The 19,667-nt window shown below is 69.2% G+C and carries 21 protein-coding genes; 12 read left to right on the top strand and 9 right to left on the bottom strand.

The genetic code is table 11. The features are described from left to right. Nucleotides 1–3: 3 nt before the first annotated feature. The 5 genes from ABT057_RS13325 to ABT057_RS13345 all read right to left on the bottom strand — a co-directional run bounded on the left by ABT057_RS13325 (nucleotide 4) and on the right by ABT057_RS13345 (nucleotide 4,164). Nucleotides 4–855 carry an alpha/beta fold hydrolase gene (locus ABT057_RS13325; protein WP_352342897.1) on the bottom strand — a complete coding sequence of 284 codons (852 nt, stop codon included), beginning with the start codon at nucleotides 853–855 and terminating at the stop codon, nucleotides 4–6. 82 nt (nucleotides 856–937) lie between these two features. After that, complete coding sequence (locus ABT057_RS13330; RefSeq protein ID WP_352342899.1) at nucleotides 938–1,852, bottom strand: VOC family protein; 915 nt, start codon at nucleotides 1,850–1,852, stop codon at nucleotides 938–940. A 41-nt stretch (nucleotides 1,853–1,893) separates the two neighbouring features. Continuing rightward, nucleotides 1,894–2,217 carry a bifunctional 3-phenylpropionate/cinnamic acid dioxygenase ferredoxin subunit gene (locus ABT057_RS13335; RefSeq protein ID WP_352342900.1) on the bottom strand — a complete coding sequence of 108 codons (324 nt, stop codon included), beginning with the start codon at nucleotides 2,215–2,217 and terminating at the stop codon, nucleotides 1,894–1,896. 79 nt (nucleotides 2,218–2,296) lie between these two features. Beyond that, entirely contained in the window at nucleotides 2,297–2,845 is a 549-nt protein-coding gene (locus tag ABT057_RS13340; RefSeq protein ID WP_352342901.1) for a 3-phenylpropionate/cinnamic acid dioxygenase subunit beta, read from the bottom strand. Beyond that, nucleotides 2,842–4,164, bottom strand: a complete 1,323-nt coding sequence (locus ABT057_RS13345; protein WP_352342902.1) for an aromatic ring-hydroxylating dioxygenase subunit alpha — start codon at nucleotides 4,162–4,164, stop codon at nucleotides 2,842–2,844. Before ABT057_RS13345 ends, ABT057_RS13340 begins: the two co-directional genes overlap by 4 nt. Before the next feature lie 259 nt (nucleotides 4,165–4,423). Between ABT057_RS13345 and ABT057_RS13350 the strand changes: the two genes are divergently transcribed. After that, the gene (locus tag ABT057_RS13350) at nucleotides 4,424–5,035 is read left to right on the top strand and encodes a TetR/AcrR family transcriptional regulator (protein WP_352343160.1); all 612 of its coding nucleotides are present in this window, start codon (nucleotides 4,424–4,426) and stop codon (nucleotides 5,033–5,035) included. Between the two features lie 69 nt (nucleotides 5,036–5,104). Here ABT057_RS13350 and hcaB read toward each other — a convergent pair whose 3' ends face one another. Next, entirely contained in the window at nucleotides 5,105–5,902 is a 798-nt protein-coding gene (hcaB, locus tag ABT057_RS13355; protein WP_352342903.1) for a 3-(cis-5,6-dihydroxycyclohexa-1,3-dien-1-yl)propanoate dehydrogenase, read from the bottom strand. Nucleotides 5,903–6,135: 233 nt separating this feature from the next. Between hcaB and ABT057_RS13360 the strand changes: the two genes are divergently transcribed. Continuing rightward, nucleotides 6,136–6,939 carry an IclR family transcriptional regulator gene (locus ABT057_RS13360; RefSeq protein WP_352342904.1) on the top strand — a complete coding sequence of 268 codons (804 nt, stop codon included), beginning with the start codon at nucleotides 6,136–6,138 and terminating at the stop codon, nucleotides 6,937–6,939. A 48-nt stretch (nucleotides 6,940–6,987) separates the two neighbouring features. On the opposite strand, the gene ABT057_RS13365 is transcribed toward ABT057_RS13360, so the two are convergent. Next, nucleotides 6,988–7,590 carry a TetR/AcrR family transcriptional regulator gene (locus tag ABT057_RS13365; RefSeq protein ID WP_352342905.1) on the bottom strand — a complete coding sequence of 201 codons (603 nt, stop codon included), beginning with the start codon at nucleotides 7,588–7,590 and terminating at the stop codon, nucleotides 6,988–6,990. Between the two features lie 259 nt (nucleotides 7,591–7,849). Between ABT057_RS13365 and ABT057_RS13370 the strand changes: the two genes are divergently transcribed. The 7 genes from ABT057_RS13370 (at nucleotide 7,850) to ABT057_RS13400 (ending at nucleotide 14,749) form a co-directional block, all read left to right on the top strand. Continuing rightward, entirely contained in the window at nucleotides 7,850–10,126 is a 2,277-nt protein-coding gene (locus ABT057_RS13370; RefSeq protein ID WP_352342906.1) for an MMPL family transporter, read from the top strand. Nucleotides 10,127–10,366: 240 nt separating this feature from the next. Continuing rightward, entirely contained in the window at nucleotides 10,367–12,163 is a 1,797-nt protein-coding gene (locus tag ABT057_RS13375) for an FAD-dependent monooxygenase (protein ID WP_352342907.1), read from the top strand. Between the two features lie 50 nt (nucleotides 12,164–12,213). Continuing rightward, nucleotides 12,214–12,570: a protocatechuate 4,5-dioxygenase subunit alpha gene (gene ligA, locus ABT057_RS13380; protein ID WP_352342909.1), complete on the top strand. Its 357-nt coding sequence runs from the start codon at nucleotides 12,214–12,216 to the stop codon at nucleotides 12,568–12,570. Continuing rightward, the gene (locus ABT057_RS13385; protein ID WP_352342911.1) at nucleotides 12,563–13,408 is read left to right on the top strand and encodes a class III extradiol dioxygenase subunit beta; all 846 of its coding nucleotides are present in this window, start codon (nucleotides 12,563–12,565) and stop codon (nucleotides 13,406–13,408) included. Before ligA ends, ABT057_RS13385 begins: the two co-directional genes overlap by 8 nt. 114 nt (nucleotides 13,409–13,522) lie before the next feature. Further along, nucleotides 13,523–13,723 carry a hypothetical protein gene (locus tag ABT057_RS13390; protein ID WP_352342912.1) on the top strand — a complete coding sequence of 67 codons (201 nt, stop codon included), beginning with the start codon at nucleotides 13,523–13,525 and terminating at the stop codon, nucleotides 13,721–13,723. Next, a complete protein-coding gene (locus tag ABT057_RS13395; RefSeq protein WP_352342913.1) occupies nucleotides 13,720–14,427 on the top strand; it encodes an alpha/beta fold hydrolase in 708 nt (235 codons plus the stop codon). The genes ABT057_RS13390 and ABT057_RS13395 overlap by 4 nt, the downstream gene beginning before the upstream one ends. Before the next feature lie 37 nt (nucleotides 14,428–14,464). After that, nucleotides 14,465–14,749 (top strand): muconolactone Delta-isomerase, encoded by a 285-nt coding sequence (locus tag ABT057_RS13400; protein ID WP_352342914.1) that lies wholly within the window; start codon nucleotides 14,465–14,467, stop codon nucleotides 14,747–14,749. 48 nt (nucleotides 14,750–14,797) lie between these two features. Here the strand turns inward: ABT057_RS13400 and ABT057_RS13405 are convergent, their stop codons facing one another. Beyond that, entirely contained in the window at nucleotides 14,798–15,304 is a 507-nt protein-coding gene (locus ABT057_RS13405) for a MarR family winged helix-turn-helix transcriptional regulator (RefSeq protein WP_352342916.1), read from the bottom strand. An 85-nt stretch (nucleotides 15,305–15,389) separates the two neighbouring features. On the opposite strand from ABT057_RS13405, the gene ABT057_RS13410 reads away from it, so the two are divergent. From ABT057_RS13410 to ABT057_RS13420, 3 genes are all read left to right on the top strand, one after another. Further along, nucleotides 15,390–15,965, top strand: a complete 576-nt coding sequence (locus ABT057_RS13410; RefSeq protein ID WP_352342918.1) for an NADPH-dependent F420 reductase — start codon at nucleotides 15,390–15,392, stop codon at nucleotides 15,963–15,965. A 96-nt stretch (nucleotides 15,966–16,061) separates the two neighbouring features. After that, the gene (locus tag ABT057_RS13415; protein WP_352342919.1) at nucleotides 16,062–16,562 is read left to right on the top strand and encodes a VOC family protein; all 501 of its coding nucleotides are present in this window, start codon (nucleotides 16,062–16,064) and stop codon (nucleotides 16,560–16,562) included. Between the two features lie 213 nt (nucleotides 16,563–16,775). After that, on the top strand, nucleotides 16,776–17,795 hold the full coding sequence (locus tag ABT057_RS13420; RefSeq protein WP_352342921.1) for a nuclear transport factor 2 family protein: 1,020 nt from the start codon (nucleotides 16,776–16,778) through the stop codon (nucleotides 17,793–17,795). A gap of 93 nt (nucleotides 17,796–17,888) precedes the next feature. Here the strand turns inward: ABT057_RS13420 and ABT057_RS13425 are convergent, their stop codons facing one another. After that, nucleotides 17,889–19,214 (bottom strand): SGNH/GDSL hydrolase family protein, encoded by a 1,326-nt coding sequence (locus ABT057_RS13425; RefSeq protein WP_352342922.1) that lies wholly within the window; start codon nucleotides 19,212–19,214, stop codon nucleotides 17,889–17,891. Between the last annotated feature and the right edge of the window lie 453 nt (nucleotides 19,215–19,667).

Raw genomic sequence — 19,667 nt, forward strand, 5'->3', positions numbered from 1 at the left:
CGCCTACCTTCCTGTCGTGTCGGAGCTCGCGGTGGTCCCGCGATAACCGTCGAGGAAAGCCAGGGTGACGGCGGAGAAGAGCTCCGGGTACTCGATCATCGCCCAGTGACGGCAGTTCGGGATCACGTACCCGGACGAGTTCTCCAGCAGATCCAGGAACTCGTACGCCTGGGTGACGGGCACGACCAGGTCGTCCTTGCCGTGCACCACCAGTGTGCGGGTCTTGACCTGCGCGATCTGCTCGGTCGTGTAGGCCAGCGAGTGCTCACGCACCCAGACCATCATGGCCGTGTAGGCCGCCCTGGTCGCCGGTCGCGCGGAGAGCTCGTGGCGGTACCGGACCTGGTCCTCGGTGGCGGTGAAGTGGGGGTTGGCCAGCGCGGCGATGATCCGGCGCATGCCCTCGACCGTGAAGTCGTACTCGACGAGCGGTGCCAGCGCCGGGCTCGTGGGGCCCGGCATGCCCGCGCTGCCCATCAGGACGAGGTTCTCGACCAGGTCGGGACGGCGCATGGCGACGCCCAGGGAGGTGGCTCCGCCCATGGAGTTGCCCACCAGGCTGACCTTCTCCAGCCCGAGCGCCTCGATGAAGTCGATGAGCTGCGTGGTGCGCGCGTCCTGGCTGTAGGTGAACTCGGCCGGGTCGGGCGCGTCCGAGTGTCCGAATCCGACCATGTCGACCGCGATCGCCCGCTTGCTCCGCGCGAAGAAGGGCAGGCAGTTGGTCCAGTTGGACGTGCCGTCGGCACCGGCGCCACCGCCGTGGACCAGGATCACCGGCTCGCCGGTGCCCTGCTCGATGTAGTGGGTCTGGAACTCGCCCGTCTTGATCAACGTGCCAGGGGGGGAATACATGATCTCGCTTTCCTCTTTCTTTTCTTTCCGCGTCATTCCGGGTCGTTCCGGACGGCGGCGGGGGTGTGACGGGAGCGGGGTGTCAGGAGGCAGCCGGCTCCACCGGCTCCATGCATGCCGGTGCGGGAGCGTTGCCGGGCCGGTGCCCCCAGATGCTCGTGCTCTGCATGTGGGTCACCACCCACTCGTCGGAATCGTCGACGGTCTCGGCTCCCCAGCCGTATTCGATCTCGAAGCCGCTGGGGGTGCGGACGTAGAAGCTGAGCATCCGGTCGTTCGTGTGCCGGCCGAGGGTCATCGCCAGCGGGATGTCCCGGTCCAGGCAGAGGTCGTGGGCCATGCCCACGTCATCGACGTCGTCCACCTGCAGCATCAGGTGATGCATGCCGCGCATGCCCGGGACACCCATGATCGCCAGACTGTGGTGCCGGGGGTTGACGTGCAGGAAGACGAGCGTGTTGCCGGCGAAGTCGATCTCGTCGCTCACCCGGAAACCCAGCACCGTACAGAAGAAGTCGAGGGACTCGGCGAGGTCGGGAACGACGAGCACGATGTGGCCCAGCCCCTGACCGCGGGTGACGAACCCGGTCGTGCCGCGGCCGGGCCGGAACGAACCCGGCACCACCAGTTGGCCGTAGAACAACTCGTGTGTGAAGCCCGCGGGGTCGGTGAAGCGCACCAGCCTGCGGACCCGCGCCGCCCGGCACTCCTCCTCGGTGCCCCGCTCCACGGCCACCCCGGCCCGCTCGAGCGAGGCCACCGCGTCCTCCAGGTCCCCGGCGGTGGGCAGCTCCCACCCGACACACTGCACCCGGTTGCGTGGCCCTTCGATGACCTGGAGCCGGCCCGGCCGGTCGTCGTTGGTGAGCGTCACGGTGTCCGGCCGTCCGGCCAGGTCCTCCGAGACGGCGAGGCCGAGCACCTCCGGGCCGAACGTGGCCCACTCCTTGGCATCGGGGGACTCCACCCGCAGGTACCCAAGCGATGTGATCTTCATGGTCATCCTCTCCTCGACGCCGGGCGGGGCGTCCGGACATGTCAGCGGTCGCCGCTGTGCTCAGGGACGTCGATGTACAGGTCGTCCCCGTCCAGGCGGACCGGATAGGTCTCCAGCGGGACGACCGCGGGCGGCGCGAGCACCTTTCCCGTGCGCAGGCAGAACCTGGCCATGTGCAACGGGCACTCGACCACGTCGCCGTCGAGGTACCCCTCGGCCAGGGAGAACTCGTCGTGCGTACAGGTGTCGCCGGTGGCGAAGAACTCGCCCGCCGCCCTGAAGACCGCGATCGGCGGTGTGGTGGCCAGCCGGAATCCCTCGTCCTCGGGGATCTGCTGGACGGTGCAGGCGCGGATCCAGGTCACCGCGACCTCCTTGCGATCTGGCTGTCAAAAGGTGTCGTGGCCCCGGCGGCGACGTGCGAGTGCGCCACCGGGGACGATGTCAGAGGAAGATGCTGATGTTCTTGCCCAGGACGGTGCTCTGGTCGAGCAGGATCGTGCGACGGGCGATCTGCCAGCCCAGGCCGTTGTCCGTCGGCCGGAGGAGATCCGACCGCTTTCCCGCGAACAGGTCCTGGTCGCGCTCCAACCGCGTTCGGTACACGAGGAAGTTGGACTCGACGTGGTATTCGTCCTTGTCCTCGTCCTCGGTCGGCCGTACCCGGACGTTGGTGATCAGGCGACGGGTCCGGCTCGGCGGGTCCTCGGCCCAGGCGGTGCCCAGCCGGAGCCGTCGGACGCGCTGGTAGATCTCGTCGTACGTCTCGTCGAAGTGGGCGAGTTCCCCGACCACCGACACCTCTTGCGCCAGCTCGCGATGCTGCCGGTTGCTCCGCACCGGCATGTGGTAGTGGATGTCCGGGGCCATCAGCGTGAACCATTCGTCCACGTCGTGGGCGTCCAGCAGCGCCGCCTCCGCGTAGAGGAACTGCTCGATCTCGTGCTGGAGTTGTGTGCTGACGCTGGTCGACGCTCGGAGGATACCGGTCATGAGAGGGCTCCTTCCGGGGCCGCGGTGCGGGCCTGGGTCAGCTTGTCGAGCTCGTCCCAGGTGGCGGCGGTCAGCATGTCGGCCCACCGCTGGTACATGCCGCGGGCGGCTGCCTCGCTGTACACGTCCGCGGTCGATCCGGGCAACCCGCCGGCGTCCTGGTCGGAGTACCCCAGCCCCATCCGCATGTTGAACTTCGTGTCCCGGGCCTTGTGGCCGCGGAGGACCCGCTGGATCTCCGTCCAGTTCTCGCTGTCGTCCGGCTCGAAAAGGCCGGCCGGGCTGAAGCTCCGGGAGGTGATCACCTGCATGGCCCGTTTGACCTCGGGCGGCGCGGCCGCGGGAACCAGTGCCCAGCCCCACACCTCGATCTCCCCCGGCCCGCGGGGATGCCACACGCGCATGGTGTTGTAGGGCGTCAGGAAGGAGAAGTTCGGGAAGACCGTGTTGTGGCCCTGGAACGTCGAGCGTGCCTCACCGACCCGGGCGACGATGCTCTCCCGCTGGGTCGCCAGCCAGGCGTCCGCGACGGGTCCCGCGAAGTCCGGGGTGGGGGCCGTCCAGAAGCCGGTGCCGTGCCCGAGCGGTGAACTGAACTGGCGCCCCGGACCGCCGCTCGCCATCTCGATGAACTCGGCCTCGGCACCCTCGGGAGCGAGGACGGAGAACCCCGACGAATGCGAGATCGCGATGTGGTACATGTCGCTGGCGAACTGCTCCGCGCCGAACTTCCAGTTGCACGGGACCACCCAGCGGTGCATCCCGCCGACGACTTCCAGACCGCCTTCGTACTTGTCGACGTAGGCGTCGAAGTACCAGGCGTAGTCGCCGAGGTAGTCCTCGAAGCTCGGTGCCTCGGGGTCCCAGTTGCCGAAGACGAACCCCTTGTAGGCGGCCAGCCGAGGGACCTGCGTCGGTCCCCAGGCCGCCTTGTCCATCTCGTTCTTGTATCCCCGCTCCAGTTGCGGGACGCTCACCAGGTTGCCGGCGATGTCGTAGCTCCACCCGTGATACGTACAGGTGAACGCCTTCGCCGTCCCGGAGTCGGCCCGGCAGATCCGCATCCCGCGGTGTCGGCACTGGTTGAGGAAGGCCTTGATCGACCCGTCACGCTGCCGCACCACGAGCACGGGGTCCTCGCCCATGTACGTCTGGACGAACGATCCCGGCTTGGCCAGCTGGGACTCATGAGCGAGGAACAGCCAGCTACGAGCGAAGATCCGCTCCAGTTCGAGCTGGTACAGGTCCTCGTCGGTGTAGATGGTCGGATCGATCTCGCCTCGTGCCGAGTCGATGAGCTGTGTCAGATCAACAGCCATGGCACTCCTTCCTTGGCCTGCGTCCGGTCGGTTGCCGGCGCGGAGCCGGCGGTGCTTCCGATCGGTGTGGTGCGGGGTGTCGTGGTCCGAACGGTGCCTGGGAGGGCGGATGGGGACCAGCCTTCGTTCCGGTCGCCGGAACGCCTGGACACGGGGATCGACCGCTGTCCGGATACGGTGGCGGGGCCGGTGGCGAGGGTTCCCGCGGACGGTCTCCTGGCCCGGTCACCCCGTCAGATATCGTCAGACGGTGAGCAAGATGGAAGGGCGAGACGCCGCGAAATCCCGGGATCTGATCCTGGACGCCGCGGAAGGGCTGTTTGCCACGCGCGGCTACAGGGGCACATCGATCGCCGCGGTGTGCAAGGTCTCAGGACTGCCGACGGGTTCCGTGTACTGGCATTTCGGCAACAAAGCCGGTGTGGCGCTGGCCGTCATGCAGCGCGGCGCGCGGGCCTTCTTCGCCCGGATGCCACGGGCGGCGGACCTCGAGGGCGGCCCGGCCGAACGGCTCTGCCAGTTCTTCGAGGCCGCCGCCAAAGCCATCGCCGCCAACTCGGCCTTCTTCCGGCTCGAACCCGCCTTCCAGTTGGAGAGCCACGAGGAGGAGGCCATCCGGATGGTGCTCCGCGAGGTCACGGACTACACCGTGCGGGAGATCGTCAGCGTGGTGGAGCCCGCTGCCCGCGACTCCGGTGTGCCGGATCCCGCAGGGCTGGCCATCGAGTTGGCGGACCTCACCATGGTGCTGACCAGGGGAAGCCTGCTCCAAGGCGACATCGAGGGGGCCGAGCGGGCGATGCGTCGGGTGCACCACCTGATCCTGCTGTCCATCGCCGATGCCGCTGAGGGCGCGCGGCGCGCCGGCTGAGCCGGCGCGCCGTCGCGGCCATGATCGCTGAAAGGGTCCCGCGCCGTTCGTCGTGCGCAGGTGCCCGGCTCAGCGAGGACGGCGCGGTGTGCCGAAGCCGGACAGGTCGATGATCGATCCGGTGGCGGTACGGGATTCTCGTGCGGAAGCCAGCAGGACGTAGGCCTCCGCGTAGTCCGCGGGCACCGGCTCGATCTCGAGTGCCGAGTTGTCCCTGACGATCCGGGTGATCGGCACAGCCGTGGTGATCGACTCGTCGGAGAGGTCCATGGCGGCCGGACCACGGAGGTCGGTGGCCATCCCACCGGGTGCGACCGCGTTGACCCGGATCTCGGGAGCCAGTTCGTAGGCCAGCTGGCGCACCAGTCCCAGCCCGGCGTGCTTCGCCGCGGTGTACAGCACTCCGCCCCCTCCGGGGTAGAGCGCGGCGTTCGAGAGCGTGAAGACCATGCATCCCCGGGACGCCCGGAGGGCTGCCACGGAGGCCTTCGCTCCCAGAAGGTAGCCCTTGACGTTGACCGCGAACAGTTCGTCGAAGCCGGCGCTCAGGTGTTCCGGTGAGGTGTCGAGCAGCGAACGTGAGAAGTCCCAGAGCCCGGCGTTGCCGACGAAGACGTCAAGACCGCCGAACTCCTGCTGGGCGATCGAGCAGGCTTGTGCGTTGTCCTCGTAGTCGGTCACGCTGCCGAGCACGGTGCGTACCGCGTCGCCGTGGACGGCCTTGATGCCGTCCAGCTTGTCCTTGGAGCGGTCCAGGACCACGACTCTTGCGCCCTCCTCGACGAATCTGTCGACGACGGCGGCGCCCATGCCAGAGCCACCACCCGTGATCACGGCTGTCCGGTCGTTCAGGCGGCCCATTGCCATCCCCTGCTCTCAGCGTCTTGCGTGCGTTTCGGACTTCGCGGCCACGGTGCGGAATCGTGACGATGTCCGGCCACCCGCGGTTCCGCTCCCTGGAACAGGCGGCAGAGAACATGTCCCGACTGTTGACCCTGTGAAAACGCATGCTTAGCTTGGACTCTAGAACGATGATTCTAGAGAGTCGCCAATGGCGGTGACGGGAGCAGGCTATGGAGACGTCATACAGCGCTGGACACGTGACTGATCGCGTGGACGTCGTCCGGGACACCGCGGCTCCGTCCGTGCTGAAGAAGGCGTTCGACGTCCTCGGCACCTTCGCTCCGGACCGCCCTGTCCTGTCCTTCGCACAGATCGCCCGAGGGAGTGGACTGCCGAAGTCCACCACGCATCGAGTGCTGGCGATGCTGCTCGAGATGGGGGCTGTCGAGCAGTACGAGGACGGCTACCGGATCGGCCTGCGGATGTTCGCCGTGGGGTCGCTTTCCGCCGAGGTCGCGCTGCGGAACCTGGCGCTGCCGGCCATGGAGGCTCTGCACCGAGTGACCCGGCAGACCCTGCACCTGGCCGTTCTCCGCGGTCCGGACATCGTCTACATCGAGAAGCTGCGGACCCATCTGGCGATTCCCACACCGGCAGTGGTCGGTGCCAGTCTCCCGGCTCACTGCACCGCGGTCGGGAAGGCTCTGATGGCCGAAGACCTGACCGGCGTGGGGGTCCGAGTGGGCATCCCGAGCCCCCGAGCCGGACGGAACGTTCCTGATCAGCTCGCTTTCGCTCGCGAGCTCGCCCTCACCCGCACTCGTGGCTTCGCGACCGACAGGGAGGAGGCGATGCAGGGGCTTGCCTGCATCGCGGTACCGATCGTGGCGGGTGGTGCGGCGGTGGCGGCCCTGTCGATCGCCTTCCCGGCGGTCGCGGGAACGGGAGAAGTCCTGGTCAACAGCCTGCGGGAGACGGCGGTCAGGATCGGGCGTTCGGTGCCGCCGACCCTCGTGGGGAGCCTGTCCCCGGCGGTGGCCACGGCCGCTCACGGCCGCTGAACACGCCGGCCGGTCGGAGACTCCGCCCACGGACCGTGGTGGGGCGGCTCAGCGGGGAGTGCGCGGGGCGCGCAGGCCGAGGATGCGGCGGCCGGTCTCGACCAGGTGCCGACGTGCCGTGTCGTCTTCCAGGTCGTCGGTCAGCTCGCGGCCGGCGGTGATGGCGATGCCTGCCAGTGCCACTGCCGCGCTGATCCGGCCGGCCGGGTCCGGGGCCGAGCCGGCCAGCAGGGTGAGCGGGCGTCCCACCAACTCGTCGTAGTGCCCCTGGGTCCGGAACAGGTGGATCATCGCCTGGTCGGTGGCCAGCATCGAGGTCAGCTTGCGGTGGCGCAGGGCCAGGTCGACGAACTCGGTGAGCATACGCTCCGCGCGGGCGCTGGGCGTGCGCTGCGCGGTGGCCGCCTCGATCGCCGCCCGCATCTCCGTCAGCGCCGGTTCGCCCAGGGCGGTGAGCAGATCCTCACGGGTGTGGAAGTGGTGGTACACGGCAGCCTTGGTGAGGCCCGTCTCGTCGGCGATCATCTGCAGCGAAGTACCGGCGAAGCTGTGCTCGGCGAACAACCGGAGCGCGGCACCGAGGATCCGGTCCCGGGTGCCTTCCTGGCCGGTGACCGTGTGCGTGGCGGTCCGTGACGGTGCGGCGACCACGTTACCTCCCGAAGGTCGAGCCGGTGCGGCGGCTCCGCTCCTGCGTACTCAACAGTAGTTTGCCGGTCGGCAAGCCCACAACCTGCTGACCGGCAAGCGCAACCACCTGCCGAGCGGCAATCCTGTACCGTACGGTCGGCTCGCCCGCAACCTGCCGAGCGGCTCTTTGTGTACCTTACGGTCGACTAGGCGACTCCTTGCCGAACGGCTAGCTTCGGTGCATCCCTGATCGGGATCGACACCGAGGGCTGGAGACGCCGTGGCAACACTCCTCTACAAGATCGGCCGGTTCTCGTACCGGAGGCGACTGGTCGTGCTCGGCCTGTGGCTCGTGCTGATGGCGCTGGCCGGCACCGGCGCCGCGACGCTGTCCGGCAAGATGTCCAACTCGTTCGACATCCCCGGTACCGAGTCGCAGAAGGCGATCAGCCGGCTCGCCGACCGGTTCCCGGACGCCCATGTCGGAGGGGCCACCGCGCAGGTGGTGTTCGTCGCGCCGAGTGGGTCGACACTGACCACGTCGGCCAACAGGGCGGCCGTCGAGCAGACGGTCACCGGGCTCAAGGGCACGCCGAAGGTGGTCGCCGTCACCGATCCGTACCGGACCAGGGCACTGTCCGCCGACGGCCGGTACGCCCTGGTCCAGGTCAGCTACACGGCGCCCAGTGGCGATGTGACCACCGCCGACCGGAAGGCACTGCTGAACACGCTGGACACCGGCCGGGCGGCCGGGCTGACGGTGGAGGCCGGCGGGACCGCCCTGGGAGTCCAGGCGGAGCAGAGCACGACCCAGTTGACCGGGCTCGTGGTCGCCGCGCTGGTGCTGGTCATCACGTTCGGGTCGCTGCTCGCGGCCGGACTGCCACTGCTCACCGCCCTGGTCGGGGTCGGCGCGGGACTCTCGGCCGTCGCGATCGCCTCGGGCTTCGTCGACGTCAACGCGAACAGCACGGTCCTGGCGTTGATGCTGGGGCTCGCGGTGGGCATCGACTACGCGCTGTTCATCGTCTCCCGGTTCCGGCAGGAAGCGCGCGAACACGGTGCCGGCCCGGAGGCGGCCGGCCGGGCCGTGGGCAGGGCCGGCTCCGCGGTCGTGTTCGCCGGCCTGACCGTCGTCATCGCACTGGCCGGCCTGTCCGTCGTGGGCATCCCGGTGCTGCGCTCGATGGGGCTCGCCGCGGCGGCCACCGTCGCGCTGGCGGTGCTCGTCGCGGTGACCCTGCTGCCTGCCCTGCTCGGCTTCGCCGGAGGCCGGGTGGCCCGGGGCCGGTCCGGCCTCTTCCCACGGCGACCCGCGAGCGGCCCGGACGACACGCGCACCGCGGTGGCGATGGGCGAGCGGTGGGCGCGGTTCGTGACGCGGTTCCGGATCCCCGTACTGATCGTCGCACTGGGCGGGCTGCTCACCGTCGCGCTGCCCCTGTCGCAGTTGCGCCTGGCCCTGCCCGACGACGGCACCTACCCGGCCGCCAGCACCCAGCGCAAGGCGTACGACCTCATCCGGGAGGGCTTCGGGCCGGGCTTCAACGGTCCCCTCACCGTGGTCGTCGACGCGGACGGCAACGTGCGGGCCGGGGCCGCACGGGTGGCCACCGCGATCCAGGTCCTGCCCGACGTGGTCGCGGTCGGCGCCCCCCGGCTCGGTGCCGACGGCGAGACCGCGCTGCTGACCGTGATCCCGAAGAGCGGACCCACCGACCAGGCCACCACGGATCTGGTCAACGCGATCCGGGACGAGGAGGCGGCACTGCGCCGGTCGACCGGCGCCGATGTCGCGGTCACCGGTACGACCGCGCTGAACATCGACGTGTCCCGCAAGATCGGTGACGCCCTGCTGCCGTACCTGGCCATCATCGTCGGACTCGCCGTCCTGCTGCTCATGCTGGCCTTCCGCTCGGTACTGATCCCCCTCAAGGCCACCCTGGGCTTCCTGCTGAGCATCGGCGCCACCTTCGGTGCCGTGGTCGCGGTCTTCCAGTGGGGCTGGCTGGGCTCTGTGTTCGGTGTCCACGAGACCGGTCCCATCGTGAACCTGCTGCCCATCCTGCTGGTCGGCATCCTCTTCGGCCTGGCCATGGACTACCAGGTCTTCCTGGTCAGCCGGATGAGGGAGGCCCATGTGCGCGGTGACGCCCCGGTGCAGGCCGTCGTCGCCGGCTTCCGGACGAACGCACGCGTGGTCACCGCCGCCGCGGTCATCATGGCCGGCGTGTTCAGCGGCTTCATCCTCTCGGACCAGGTCCTGGTCAAGTCGATCGGCTTCGCGCTCGCCTTCGGTGTCCTGGTCGACGCGTTCGTGGTCCGCATGACCATCGTGCCGGCCCTGATGTCCCTGCTCGGCCCCGCCGCCTGGTGGCTGCCCCGCGGCCTGGACCGGATCCTGCCGAAGGTCGACATCGAAGGGCGGGGCCTCGCGGCTCGCCCGGCCGTGTCCGAACCCGTCCGACCCGAGTCCGAGCCCGAGTCGGAGTCCGAGACCGAGTCCGAGTTCCGTGATGGTCAGGCGATCGAGTCGAGGGATCATGCCGGACGGTGACGGGGAGTCTCGACCGGCGGTCGCCCGACCGCCACGTCGGCCACCGCGACGATCGCTGACGCCCTGCTGGTGACCCGGCCCCGCACGGCGGCCTGGACGGAACCTCGGTGATCCGGATCGAGGAGCACCGTTCCGGCTGCCGGAACAGCCGCGCCACCGTTCGCGCGCCACGGGTTGTGATGGACGCCAACCGCCGGCTGGGGCTCGCCGGCCGGCTCACACCCGAGGAAGTGACGCGACATGGCGAGCGGAGAACAGCGTTCGGCCGACGAGAACGTGCCCGTGCTGATTGTCGGGGCGGGCCCGGCGGGACTCACGACGGCCCTGGCCCTGGCCCGGCAGGGTGTCCAGTGCCAGATCATCACCCGCCACCCCAACCAGGCACACACGCCGCGTGCGCACATCACCAACCAGCGCACGATGGAGATCTTTCGGGCGCTCGGCGTGGCCGACGACGTCGTCGAGAAGGCGGTGCGCATCGAGGACATCCCGTACAACCCGTTCATCCTCTCGATGGCGGGCCCGGAGGTGGTGCGGGCGACGGCCTGGGGAGCGGGTCTCAAGGACCAGGAGCGGTACCGGCGGGCCAGCCCCTACACGCCGTACAACATCCACCAGCACCGGCTGGAACCCGTCCTCGCCGACGCCGTGGTCGCTTCCGGCCTCGCCGACCTCCGGTACGACACGGAGTTCCTCGACTTCACCGAGCACCCCGACGGCGTCGACGTCCGCACCCGGCACCGCGGGACCGGTGAACTGCGAACCGTCCGGGCGCGGTACCTGGTGGGTGCCGACGGCGCGCACAGCGCGGTGCGCGAGCAGGCCGGGCTCAGCCTGACCGGCGAGATGGACCTCGCCACCTTCGGCTTCGTGTGGGTCAAGGCGGACCTGAGGCGCTACGCCGAGTACCGGCCGGCGGCCATGTACTGGTCGATCGACATGACGGAATTCCCGACCTGGATCATGCTCAACCGCTGGGACGAGTGGATGATCAGCTGGCAGATCGATCCCGACACCTTCGATCTCACGGACCACGACGCCATCCGCGAGGTGCTCCACCGGTCGATCGGCGACAGGAGCGTCCCGATCGAGATCGTCGACGTGACCAGGTGGAAGGTGAACCACGCCGTCGCCGAGCAGTACTCGTCGGGCCGGGTCTTCTGCGCCGGCGACGCCGTCCACGTCCACCCTCCGTTCAACGGGCTGGGGAGCAACACGGCCGTGGCCGACGGGTTCAATCTCGCCTGGAAGCTTGCCGCGGTGTTGTCCGGCCGGGCCGGTCCACGGCTGCTCGACACGTACTCCCAGGAACGGGCGCCGGTCGGCCGCCAGGTCATCGACCGGGCGTACCAGTCCGCCGGCGAGGTCATGACCGTCTCGGGTGCGTTCGGCGTCACGCCTGAGATGAGCACGGACACCAAGTGGCAGAAGATCATCGAGGCGGACGCACCGGGCCCGGAGGGCGAGTCTCGCAGGGCGTCGATCGCCGAGGCTATGGAGTTGATGGAGTACAACCTCAACGCGCACGGGGTCGAGATCGGCTACCGCTACGAGACCGGTGCGTTGGTGCGGGACTCGAGCGACCCCGCGGGAGAGCCGCCGAGCACGGATCTGGTCTACCGGGCCTCCACCGTGCCCGGGGAGCACCTGCCGCACGTGTGGCTGGAGCGGGGCCGGCGGCAGTGGTCCACGCTGGATCTCATCGGCGACGGTTTCGCCCTGATCACCGGTCGCGGTGGCGAGGCGTGGACCGACGCCGCCGAACAGGTGCGGCAGCGGTTGGGTGTCGGCGTCGCCGTCCGCACGATCGGAGCCCTCGGGTCGTTCCGCGATCTGCTGGGGGAGTGGGCCGCTGTGCGGGGCACCGACGAGGACGGCGCTGTGCTCCTCCGCCCCGACGGCCACGTGGCCTGGCGCGCACGCTCGGCCGAGAGTGCCGGGGAACTGGTCCGGGTGATGGCGACGCTGCTCGACCGCCGCCTGCCCGCCGTGGTGGAACCCGGCACGTTCGCCTCCCTGGTGAACGCCGCAGGTTGAACATCGCCGCGGGACGACGTGTGCACGCGGAAGACGGAGAAGAGGAACGGATGTCCAGATCGACGCCGAACATCCCCGGCACGTATGTGTTCGATGCCGAGACCAGTCGCCGGGGCTATGCGCTCAACCGCCTGTGCGGGTCGCTGAAGTACGCGGACAACCGTGAACGGTTCAAGGCCGACGAGGCCGCCTACTGCGACGTGTACCGACTGTCACCGGAACAGCGGGACGCGGTCGTCGGACGCCAGTGGACGAGGATGCTGGAGCTCGGCGGCTCCATCTTCTACGTCTACAAGCTGGCGATGCTCGACAACCGGTCGATGCAGTACCTCGGTGGCGTGTTCACCGGAATGTCCGTGGAGGAGTTCACGGAGGCATTGACGGCAGGGGGGCGGAGCTTTGGCTAGGGTCACCTGGGGCCTGGCGACCTCGCACGTGCCGTCGATCGGCGCCGCGATGGACCGCGGAAAGACACAGGACCCCTACTGGAAGCCTCTGTTCGACGGGTACGCCCCGGCGCGCGCATGGATGGCCCGGCACACACCCGACGTGGCGATAGTCGTCTACAACGACCATGCCAACGGCATCGACCTGAGCACGACCCCCACGTTCGCCATCGGGACGGCCGCGTCCTACCAGGTCGCCGACGAAGGCTGGGGCAGACGCCCCGTACCGGCCGTCACCGGCGCGCCGGAGCTGTCCGACCATCTGGTCGAGAGCCTCGTCGACGACTCCTTCGACGTCACGGTGTACCAGGAACTCGACGTCGACCACGGGCTGACCGTGCCGTTGTCGGTCTACTGCCCCGAACCCGGGGACGCCTGGCCGTGCAAGGTCATCCCGATCGTGGTCAACGTCATCCAGTACCCGCAGCCCAGCGCCGCGCGGTGTCTGGCGCTGGGCCGGGCTCTCGGACGGGCGCTCCGCTCCTATCCCGAGGACCTCGAGGTGGCCGTCTTCGGGACCGGCGGGATGTCGCAGCAGCTCGCCGGCGACCGCGCGGGACTGATCAACCAGGCCTTCGACCGGATGTTCCTCGACGCGATCGAGGACGACCCCGAGAAGCTGGCCCGAATGACCCGCGAGGAGTACATCCGTGACGCCGGGTCCGAGGGCATCGAGCTGATCATGTGGCTGGTCATGCGGGGTGCCATGGGCCCCGGGATCCGTCGGGTCCACGAGACCTACCACGTGCCCGCCTCGAACACGGCGGCAGGCATGGTGCTCCTCGAGAACCTGGGCTGACGTCCCATGGGCCTCGCCTGCGGGGCAGTCAGCGACGGAGCAGACCCCCGGTACCGGCCCCGTGAAGGCCGCGCCCCGACCGTACCCTCCTCCCCCCGATTCGGAGACGGAAGAATGACGTCAGGCAATATCGCACCCCCGAGTGTCGTGGTGATCAGCGCGCACTCCGGAGACTTCGTCCGGCGCGGAGGCGGCGCCATCGCCCTGCACGCGCAGCACGGCTCGGCCGTCCATGTGGTGCGTCCCAGCGGTACCCCGACGTACGGAGTGACGCCGGCCACCGAGGACGAGACACATGGGGTGAGCGGGACATGAGCACCTTCGTCCTGGTCCATGGGGCGTGGCACGGGGGCTGGTGTTGGGACCGCGTCATTCCCGTGCTGCGCGCTGCCGGCCACGTCGTCCACACTCCGACGCTGACCGGCCTCTCGGAACGGGCCCACCTCCTCTCCCCTCAAGTGGGCCTGGACACCCACGTGGAGGACGTCGTCCGTCTGCTGGACGTACTGGATCTGTGTGAGGTCGTCCTGGTCGGCCACAGCTACGCCGGACAGGTCATCACGGCTGTGGCCGACCGCCGGCCGGCGAGAATCGCCCGGCTCGTCCACCTCGACGCCTTCCTCGGTACGAACGGTGAAGCGGCCCGGGATCTGCTCCCCGAGGCGGTCGCCCGCCACTGGGCCGAAGCGGCCGCCGGTCCCGGCCTCGGCTGGCTCGTTCCCGTACGCTCGCTCTCCGTCCTGGGAGTCACCGAACAGACCGACATCGACTGGCTGACGCCGGGACTCACGCCACATCCCTGGAAGACCTACACCGATCCCCTCCGACTCACCGGCGCGGCCGAGGACATCCCCGGGGTGTTCGTGGAGTGCGTGAACTGGATGCGTGTCTTCAGCACGCAGGCCGATCGCGCCCGACAGCGGGGCTGGCCGGTGTACGAGCTGGACACCGGTCACGAGGCGATGGTGACCGCCCCGAAAGCACTCGCCGACGTGCTGCTGGACCTGACAGCCCGCTGAGGCAGCCCACCGAACACCACGAGGTGAAGGAGACGACGTGGAATTCCTCGTCCGGTCGGAGAACCGACTGCCGCCCACCATCCCGCCCGAGCGACGCGAAGAGCTGCGGGCGGGTGAGCGGGCCCGCGCCCGGGAACTCCGCGACGCCGGCATTCTGAAACGGCTCTGGCGCGTTCCCGGCCGAAACGCGACCGTCGGCCTTTACGAGGCCGAGGACCCGGCCCAGCTCCACGATGCTCTGATGTCCCTGCCCATGGCCCCCTGGCTGGACGTCACCGTCGAGGCCCTGGCCACCCACCCCCAGGAACAGAAAGGGACATGACACTGCCGCGGGCGGGTGGCATGGTCAAGGCAGGGCGCGTGGTCGTGATCAATCAGCAGGGTCTGGTGCGTCGTACCACTGGTACATTCCGGCCCGGGCGGCGTCGGGGTCGAGCCTGTGCAGGATGGCTTGGCCGATGTCGGCGAGCTGGGTGATCTGGTCGGGTGTGAGTGCGTCGATGACGTTGTCCCGGACGAAGGTCACGTGGCCCGGGGCGGCATCCTGCACCTTCTTCCAGCCGTCCTCGGTGAGGCGGGCGTTGGTGGCGCGCCGGTCCGTCGGGCAGGGGACGCGTTGCAGCAGGCCGCGGGTTTCCAGGCGTTGCACCACATGGGAGAGCCGGGCGAGGGTGGCGGTGGTGCCTTCGGCGAGCTTCGCCATGCGCATGGTGCGGTCGGGTGCCTCGGAGAGCATGGCGAGCACTTGGTAGTCGAAGTGGGTCAGTTGGGCGTCCCGTCGCAGTTGGCTGTCCAGGGCGGTCGGCAGCAGTTCCAGCACGGCGGCGAGCCGTAGCCATGCCGACAGTTGCTTCCGGGTGAGCCATCGCGTCTCCACGCTCACAGTATGTCAGCGCCGAAAAGTTGTTGCTACAACCTCTACTGTCATGGCATGGTTGTAGCTACAACCAATGGAGGTCGTCATGCCGCACATCAGCATCATCGGCAGCGGGAACATGGGTCAGGCCATCGCCGGCCTCTTCGGCAAGAGCGGCGCGACCGTGGAGGTCATCGGCAGCTCCGACGCGGAGCGGGAGGTCACCGGCGACATCGTGGTGCTCGCCGTGCCGTACCCGGCCGTCGGGCAGGTCATCGCCCAGCGTGGCGCGCAGTTGGCCGGCAGGGTCGTCGTCGACGTCACGAACCCGCTGAACTTCGAGACCTTCGACTCGCTGACCGTCCCGGCCGACGGCTCGGCTGCCGCCGAGATCGCCGCCGCGCTGCCCGAGTCACGTGTGGTCAAGGCGTTCAACACCAACTTCGCCGGCACGCTGGCCACCGGCACCGTGGGCGGGCGGCCGACCACCGTGCTGCTCGCCGGTGACGACGCGGACGCCAAGGCGGCGCTCGCCGTCGTGATCAGCGCCGCCGGGCTGCGGGCCGTGGACGCGGGCGGCCTCAAGCGGGCCCGGGAGCTGGAGGCGGTCGGCTTCCTTCAGCTCACCCTCGCCGTCGGCGAGAAGACCTCCTGGACCGGCGGATTCACCCTCGCCCACTGACGCCACCACAGCCGACCGGCGACCCCGCCACCTGGACCGCCGCGGGCACTCGAAACCGGCACTGCCTCCGAGCGGTCACAAGAAGGGAGCACTCCGATGGGTATCGGTCCGGTGCGGCTCAACCACGCCGTCCTGTTCGTCGCCGATCTGGCACGATCCGAGCGGTTCTACACCGAAGTCCTCGGGATGGACGTCGCCCTGCGCGAGCCCCGGGCCGACGCGGTGTTCCTGCGGTTGCCACGCTCTGTCCACGATCACGATCTCGGCCTCATGGGCGTCGGCCCGTCCGCGCCGCCCAAGCGACGCGGCGGGGTCGGGCTCTACCACCTGGCCTGGCAGGTCGACACCATCGACGATCTCCGGCAACTCCGCAAGGCGGTGGCCGCGGCCGGGGCATACACCGGAGAGTCCAGCCACGGCGGCACCACCAAGAGCGTCTACGGTGCCGACCCCGACGGCAACGAATTCGAGATCATGTGGATGCTCCCTCGCGACCAGTGGGGCGCGTACGCAACCACCGCGTCCGTCGAACCCCTGGACCTGGAAGCTGAACTCAGCCGCTGGAGCGGTGTACGCACCGCCGGTGAGATCCGCTGATCAGCACTCGCGCCGGCGAGGCCGATCTCGGCGGGCGCATCCTCGAAACCCTGAACCGCTGCACCGTCGGGTGGGCGCCGGAGGGAGAGGACCGGAGGGTCGTCGGCCGACGGTCCGGCATCGTCCACTGATCGAACGGTCGGTAATGCTGCGCCACTTGAAGTGGCCCGAAGCACAGTCGCGAGTCATGCAAGATCATTCGAAAGGTATGTGATGGAACGCAACGTGCAGATACCGAACCAGAAGTCACGACGTGCGCTGCTGCGTGGTGCCGTGCTCGGCGGGTCCGGGGTTGCCGCGGCCTCTCTGCTTTCCCCCGGACGTGCGGCGGCCGCCGACTCCGGCGACGGGCTCGTGTTCCCCGGGGTCGATGTGGTCATCGACTCCTCGCACGCCACCAGGGAGGCGGCCGTGCTGGTCCAGCGCTATCTCGCCCGCAAGAGCGCGCACGACCTGGACGGGTGGATGTCCTTCTTCTCGCGTGATCTCATCACCTACATCGATGCGGTCGTCGGCGCGGGCTACTTCAACTGGGACTCACTGCGGGATTCATTGTCCCAATTCGTTCCCAGTTGGCCCAGTGACGGCAAGTCGTACCCCACGCGGATCCTGGGCGACGCGACCAGCGCTCTGGTGTTCTTCACCGACACCGCAGGTCTCTTCGGCCCTTCCGAAATCCGCGCGGTCGGCGTCATCAACTTCCGCGATCGTAAGATCACCAGGCAAATCGACTACTGGGACGGCCGGCATTTCGGCATAGCCAACACGGCGGCCCTCGCGGCAGCCACGTCCGGGCCCCTGACGGACTTCGGGGAATCCACCGTCGGAGAAACCGCGGCGCCCGCCATGAGGCGCGTCGTACACAAGCTCGCGCGGGCACTGCGTCATGGCGACGGCGCCGGCGCCGCGGAACTCTTCGCCCCCGGCGCCGTCTTCGAGGACATGCCGGCGCACCTGCACATTGTCGGCCCGCGAAGCATCGGCGCCTACCTGACCAACGCCGTCTCCCTGCTGCCCTACGCCGGTGGCGGTACGGCGGTTCGCCACGTCGTCGGCAGCGCGGTGGGAGGGGGATATGAATGGACGGCGTCCGACAGCGCGGTTCCCCGAGGCGTCGTCGCCCTTGAACTGGATCGCTGGGGCAAGATCACCCGCCTCACCGCCCTGTGGGACGGCGCACTCGTGGACGACGCCACGTTGATCTCACTGGCCCGCACGGCGATCGAACAGTAGGAAGGTGTCACTCCTTCAAGATCCCCGGCGGGGTCGGGCTCGCCCTGGCCGGAACGGAAGAGCCGTTCCGGCCAGGGCACCGCGCCTTCCGGGCTACTGCACGTAGCAGGACTTCCGGGTGCCGGGAGCGGGATCGTCGAAGACGCTGTTGCTGCACTCGGTCGAACCGGTGACGGACCGGTAGACGAACCGTCCGCCGGCACCGTACGCGACCTCGTGCTCACCGCTGAAGGAACAGGTTCCGTTCTCGGCGGCGCAAGAGGTCCAGGTGGTGAAGGAAGGCGGTGCGGAGATCAGGTAGCACGATTTGGCAGTGCCGAATATCGGGTCTCCGAACACCTCGTCGGTGCACGCGGTCCCGCCGGGCAGAGTCGCGTAGCGGAACGAACCGTTGGCGCCGAAGGCGACGGTCATCACGCCGGAGAAGGCGCATGTGCCGCCCTCGGTGGCGCAGGGGGACCACACGTTGTCCGCGGGCGGGGCGGTCTGGCGGTAGCAGGCCTTGACGGTGCTGGGAATCGGGTCTTTGAAGATCGCGTTGGTGCACGGCGCGGAACCGGTCGAGGTGAGGTAGTTGAATCTGCCGTTCGCGCCGTAGGCCATGGCCGTTGCCTCACCGGCTGCGCAGGTCCCGTTCTCGGTCGCGCAGAGGTCCCAGGTCCCGGGCAGCGCGCTGTCGGGCAGGGGCTGGTGGATCCAGCCGGCACTGTCGGCCGCCTGGATGCCGGCGTTGAACGCGTCGGCCATCTTGGCGTAGCCGGCGTCGTTGGGGTGCACCCCGTCAACGAGGTCGGCGGTGGTCACGGCACTCATGTCGACGTACCGCACGTGCTTGCCCGCGGCCTGCGCCGCCTGGACGATCCCGGGGACGGCCTGGTTGTAGGCCGGCCGGTTGGGCTCCTCCACCGCGCTGGTGGACACGATGAGGGAGGCGACCAGCACGGTGGCGTCGGGGACGTCGGCGGTGATCTGGTCCACGAGGGAGCGCAGCCGGTCGGCGGCGGTGGACACCTGGTAGTTCTGGAGCATGTCGTTGGTGCCGATCTCCAGGGTGACGACGTTGGGCCGGTAACGGGCCAGGCTCGCGTCGGCGATCGAGGCGATCTGGTCGATCCGCCACCCCTGGTGACCCTCGTTGTCCGGATCCGCCATGGGACCGTTGCGGACCGAGCCCACGAAGTCCAGGTCGTGGCCCTCAGCCGCGAGATCGTTCCACAAGGCCGACCGGTAGCCGTTGCCCGTGCTGCTCGCCTCGCCCCACGTGATCGAGTCGCCCAGCGGCATGACCCGTAACGCTGTGGGCTGGGCGGCCTCCGTGGCGGCCGGCGCCGGCCCGCCCGCGATGCCGGTCAGCCCGACAGCGGCGGCCAGCGCGATGACGGCACGCGCGAGAACGCCGCGCGTGGTGTGTGTGACCATTCTTCCTCCGGTTCGGATGCCGTCGGCCGGTCCGGCCGATGCCTTGGATGCTGTTCTTGTGTGAAGAGCCCGGGGCGGCGCTCGGCGGAAACGACCCTGCCCGCCGCCGGAGGACCCCCGACGTGGCGGTCGCTCCGGCGGCGGACGTTCAGGCACAGCCCGGAGGAGACGTCCATCAGCGGGCCCGTGGTGGTGGCGCGCCACTGCTGCGCCGGTTTCGCGAACAACGCCGTTGTCGGAACGGCGCCAGAGCTACCGGAACTCCTGAGACATGCGCGCGCAGGGGCTGCTGGACGGTGGTGCCGCAAAAGAGTGCCGACGGCTGGAGAGGGAGATACGCGATGCACCGCACGCCCGTGGAGCGGGCGAAGATCCCGGACCCGTTCCACCCGTGCGTGCAGGAGAACAAGAACAGCCTGTCGGCCGTCCCCGGCTCCTCGCCGCACCCGTGCC

Origin of the sequence: Streptomyces sp. NPDC002588, assembly GCF_040295925.1 — a bacterium.
GTDB lineage: Bacteria > Actinomycetota > Actinomycetes > Streptomycetales > Streptomycetaceae > Streptomyces.

What these genes read in the sequence shown, in the direction of transcription:
- ABT057_RS13325 (WP_352342897.1), bottom strand. Translation starts at nt 855, where the DNA reads ATGTATTCCCCCCCTGGCACGTTGATCAAGACGGGCGAGTTCCAGACC.
- ABT057_RS13330 (WP_352342899.1), bottom strand. Translation starts at nt 1,852, where the DNA reads ATGAAGATCACATCGCTTGGGTACCTGCGGGTGGAGTCCCCCGATGCC.
- ABT057_RS13340 (WP_352342901.1), bottom strand. Translation starts at nt 2,845, where the DNA reads ATGACCGGTATCCTCCGAGCGTCGACCAGCGTCAGCACACAACTCCAG.
- ABT057_RS13345 (WP_352342902.1), bottom strand. Translation starts at nt 4,164, where the DNA reads ATGGCTGTTGATCTGACACAGCTCATCGACTCGGCACGAGGCGAGATC.
- ABT057_RS13350 (WP_352343160.1), top strand. Translation starts at nt 4,424, where the DNA reads ATGGAAGGGCGAGACGCCGCGAAATCCCGGGATCTGATCCTGGACGCC.
- hcaB (WP_352342903.1), bottom strand. Translation starts at nt 5,902, where the DNA reads ATGGCAATGGGCCGCCTGAACGACCGGACAGCCGTGATCACGGGTGGT.
- ABT057_RS13375 (WP_352342907.1), top strand. Translation starts at nt 10,367, where the DNA reads ATGGCGAGCGGAGAACAGCGTTCGGCCGACGAGAACGTGCCCGTGCTG.
- ligA (WP_352342909.1), top strand. Translation starts at nt 12,214, where the DNA reads ATGTCCAGATCGACGCCGAACATCCCCGGCACGTATGTGTTCGATGCC.
- ABT057_RS13390 (WP_352342912.1), top strand. Translation starts at nt 13,523, where the DNA reads ATGACGTCAGGCAATATCGCACCCCCGAGTGTCGTGGTGATCAGCGCG.
- ABT057_RS13395 (WP_352342913.1), top strand. Translation starts at nt 13,720, where the DNA reads ATGAGCACCTTCGTCCTGGTCCATGGGGCGTGGCACGGGGGCTGGTGT.
- ABT057_RS13410 (WP_352342918.1), top strand. Translation starts at nt 15,390, where the DNA reads ATGCCGCACATCAGCATCATCGGCAGCGGGAACATGGGTCAGGCCATC.
- ABT057_RS13415 (WP_352342919.1), top strand. Translation starts at nt 16,062, where the DNA reads ATGGGTATCGGTCCGGTGCGGCTCAACCACGCCGTCCTGTTCGTCGCC.
- ABT057_RS13420 (WP_352342921.1), top strand. Translation starts at nt 16,776, where the DNA reads ATGGAACGCAACGTGCAGATACCGAACCAGAAGTCACGACGTGCGCTG.
- ABT057_RS13425 (WP_352342922.1), bottom strand. Translation starts at nt 19,214, where the DNA reads ATGGTCACACACACCACGCGCGGCGTTCTCGCGCGTGCCGTCATCGCG.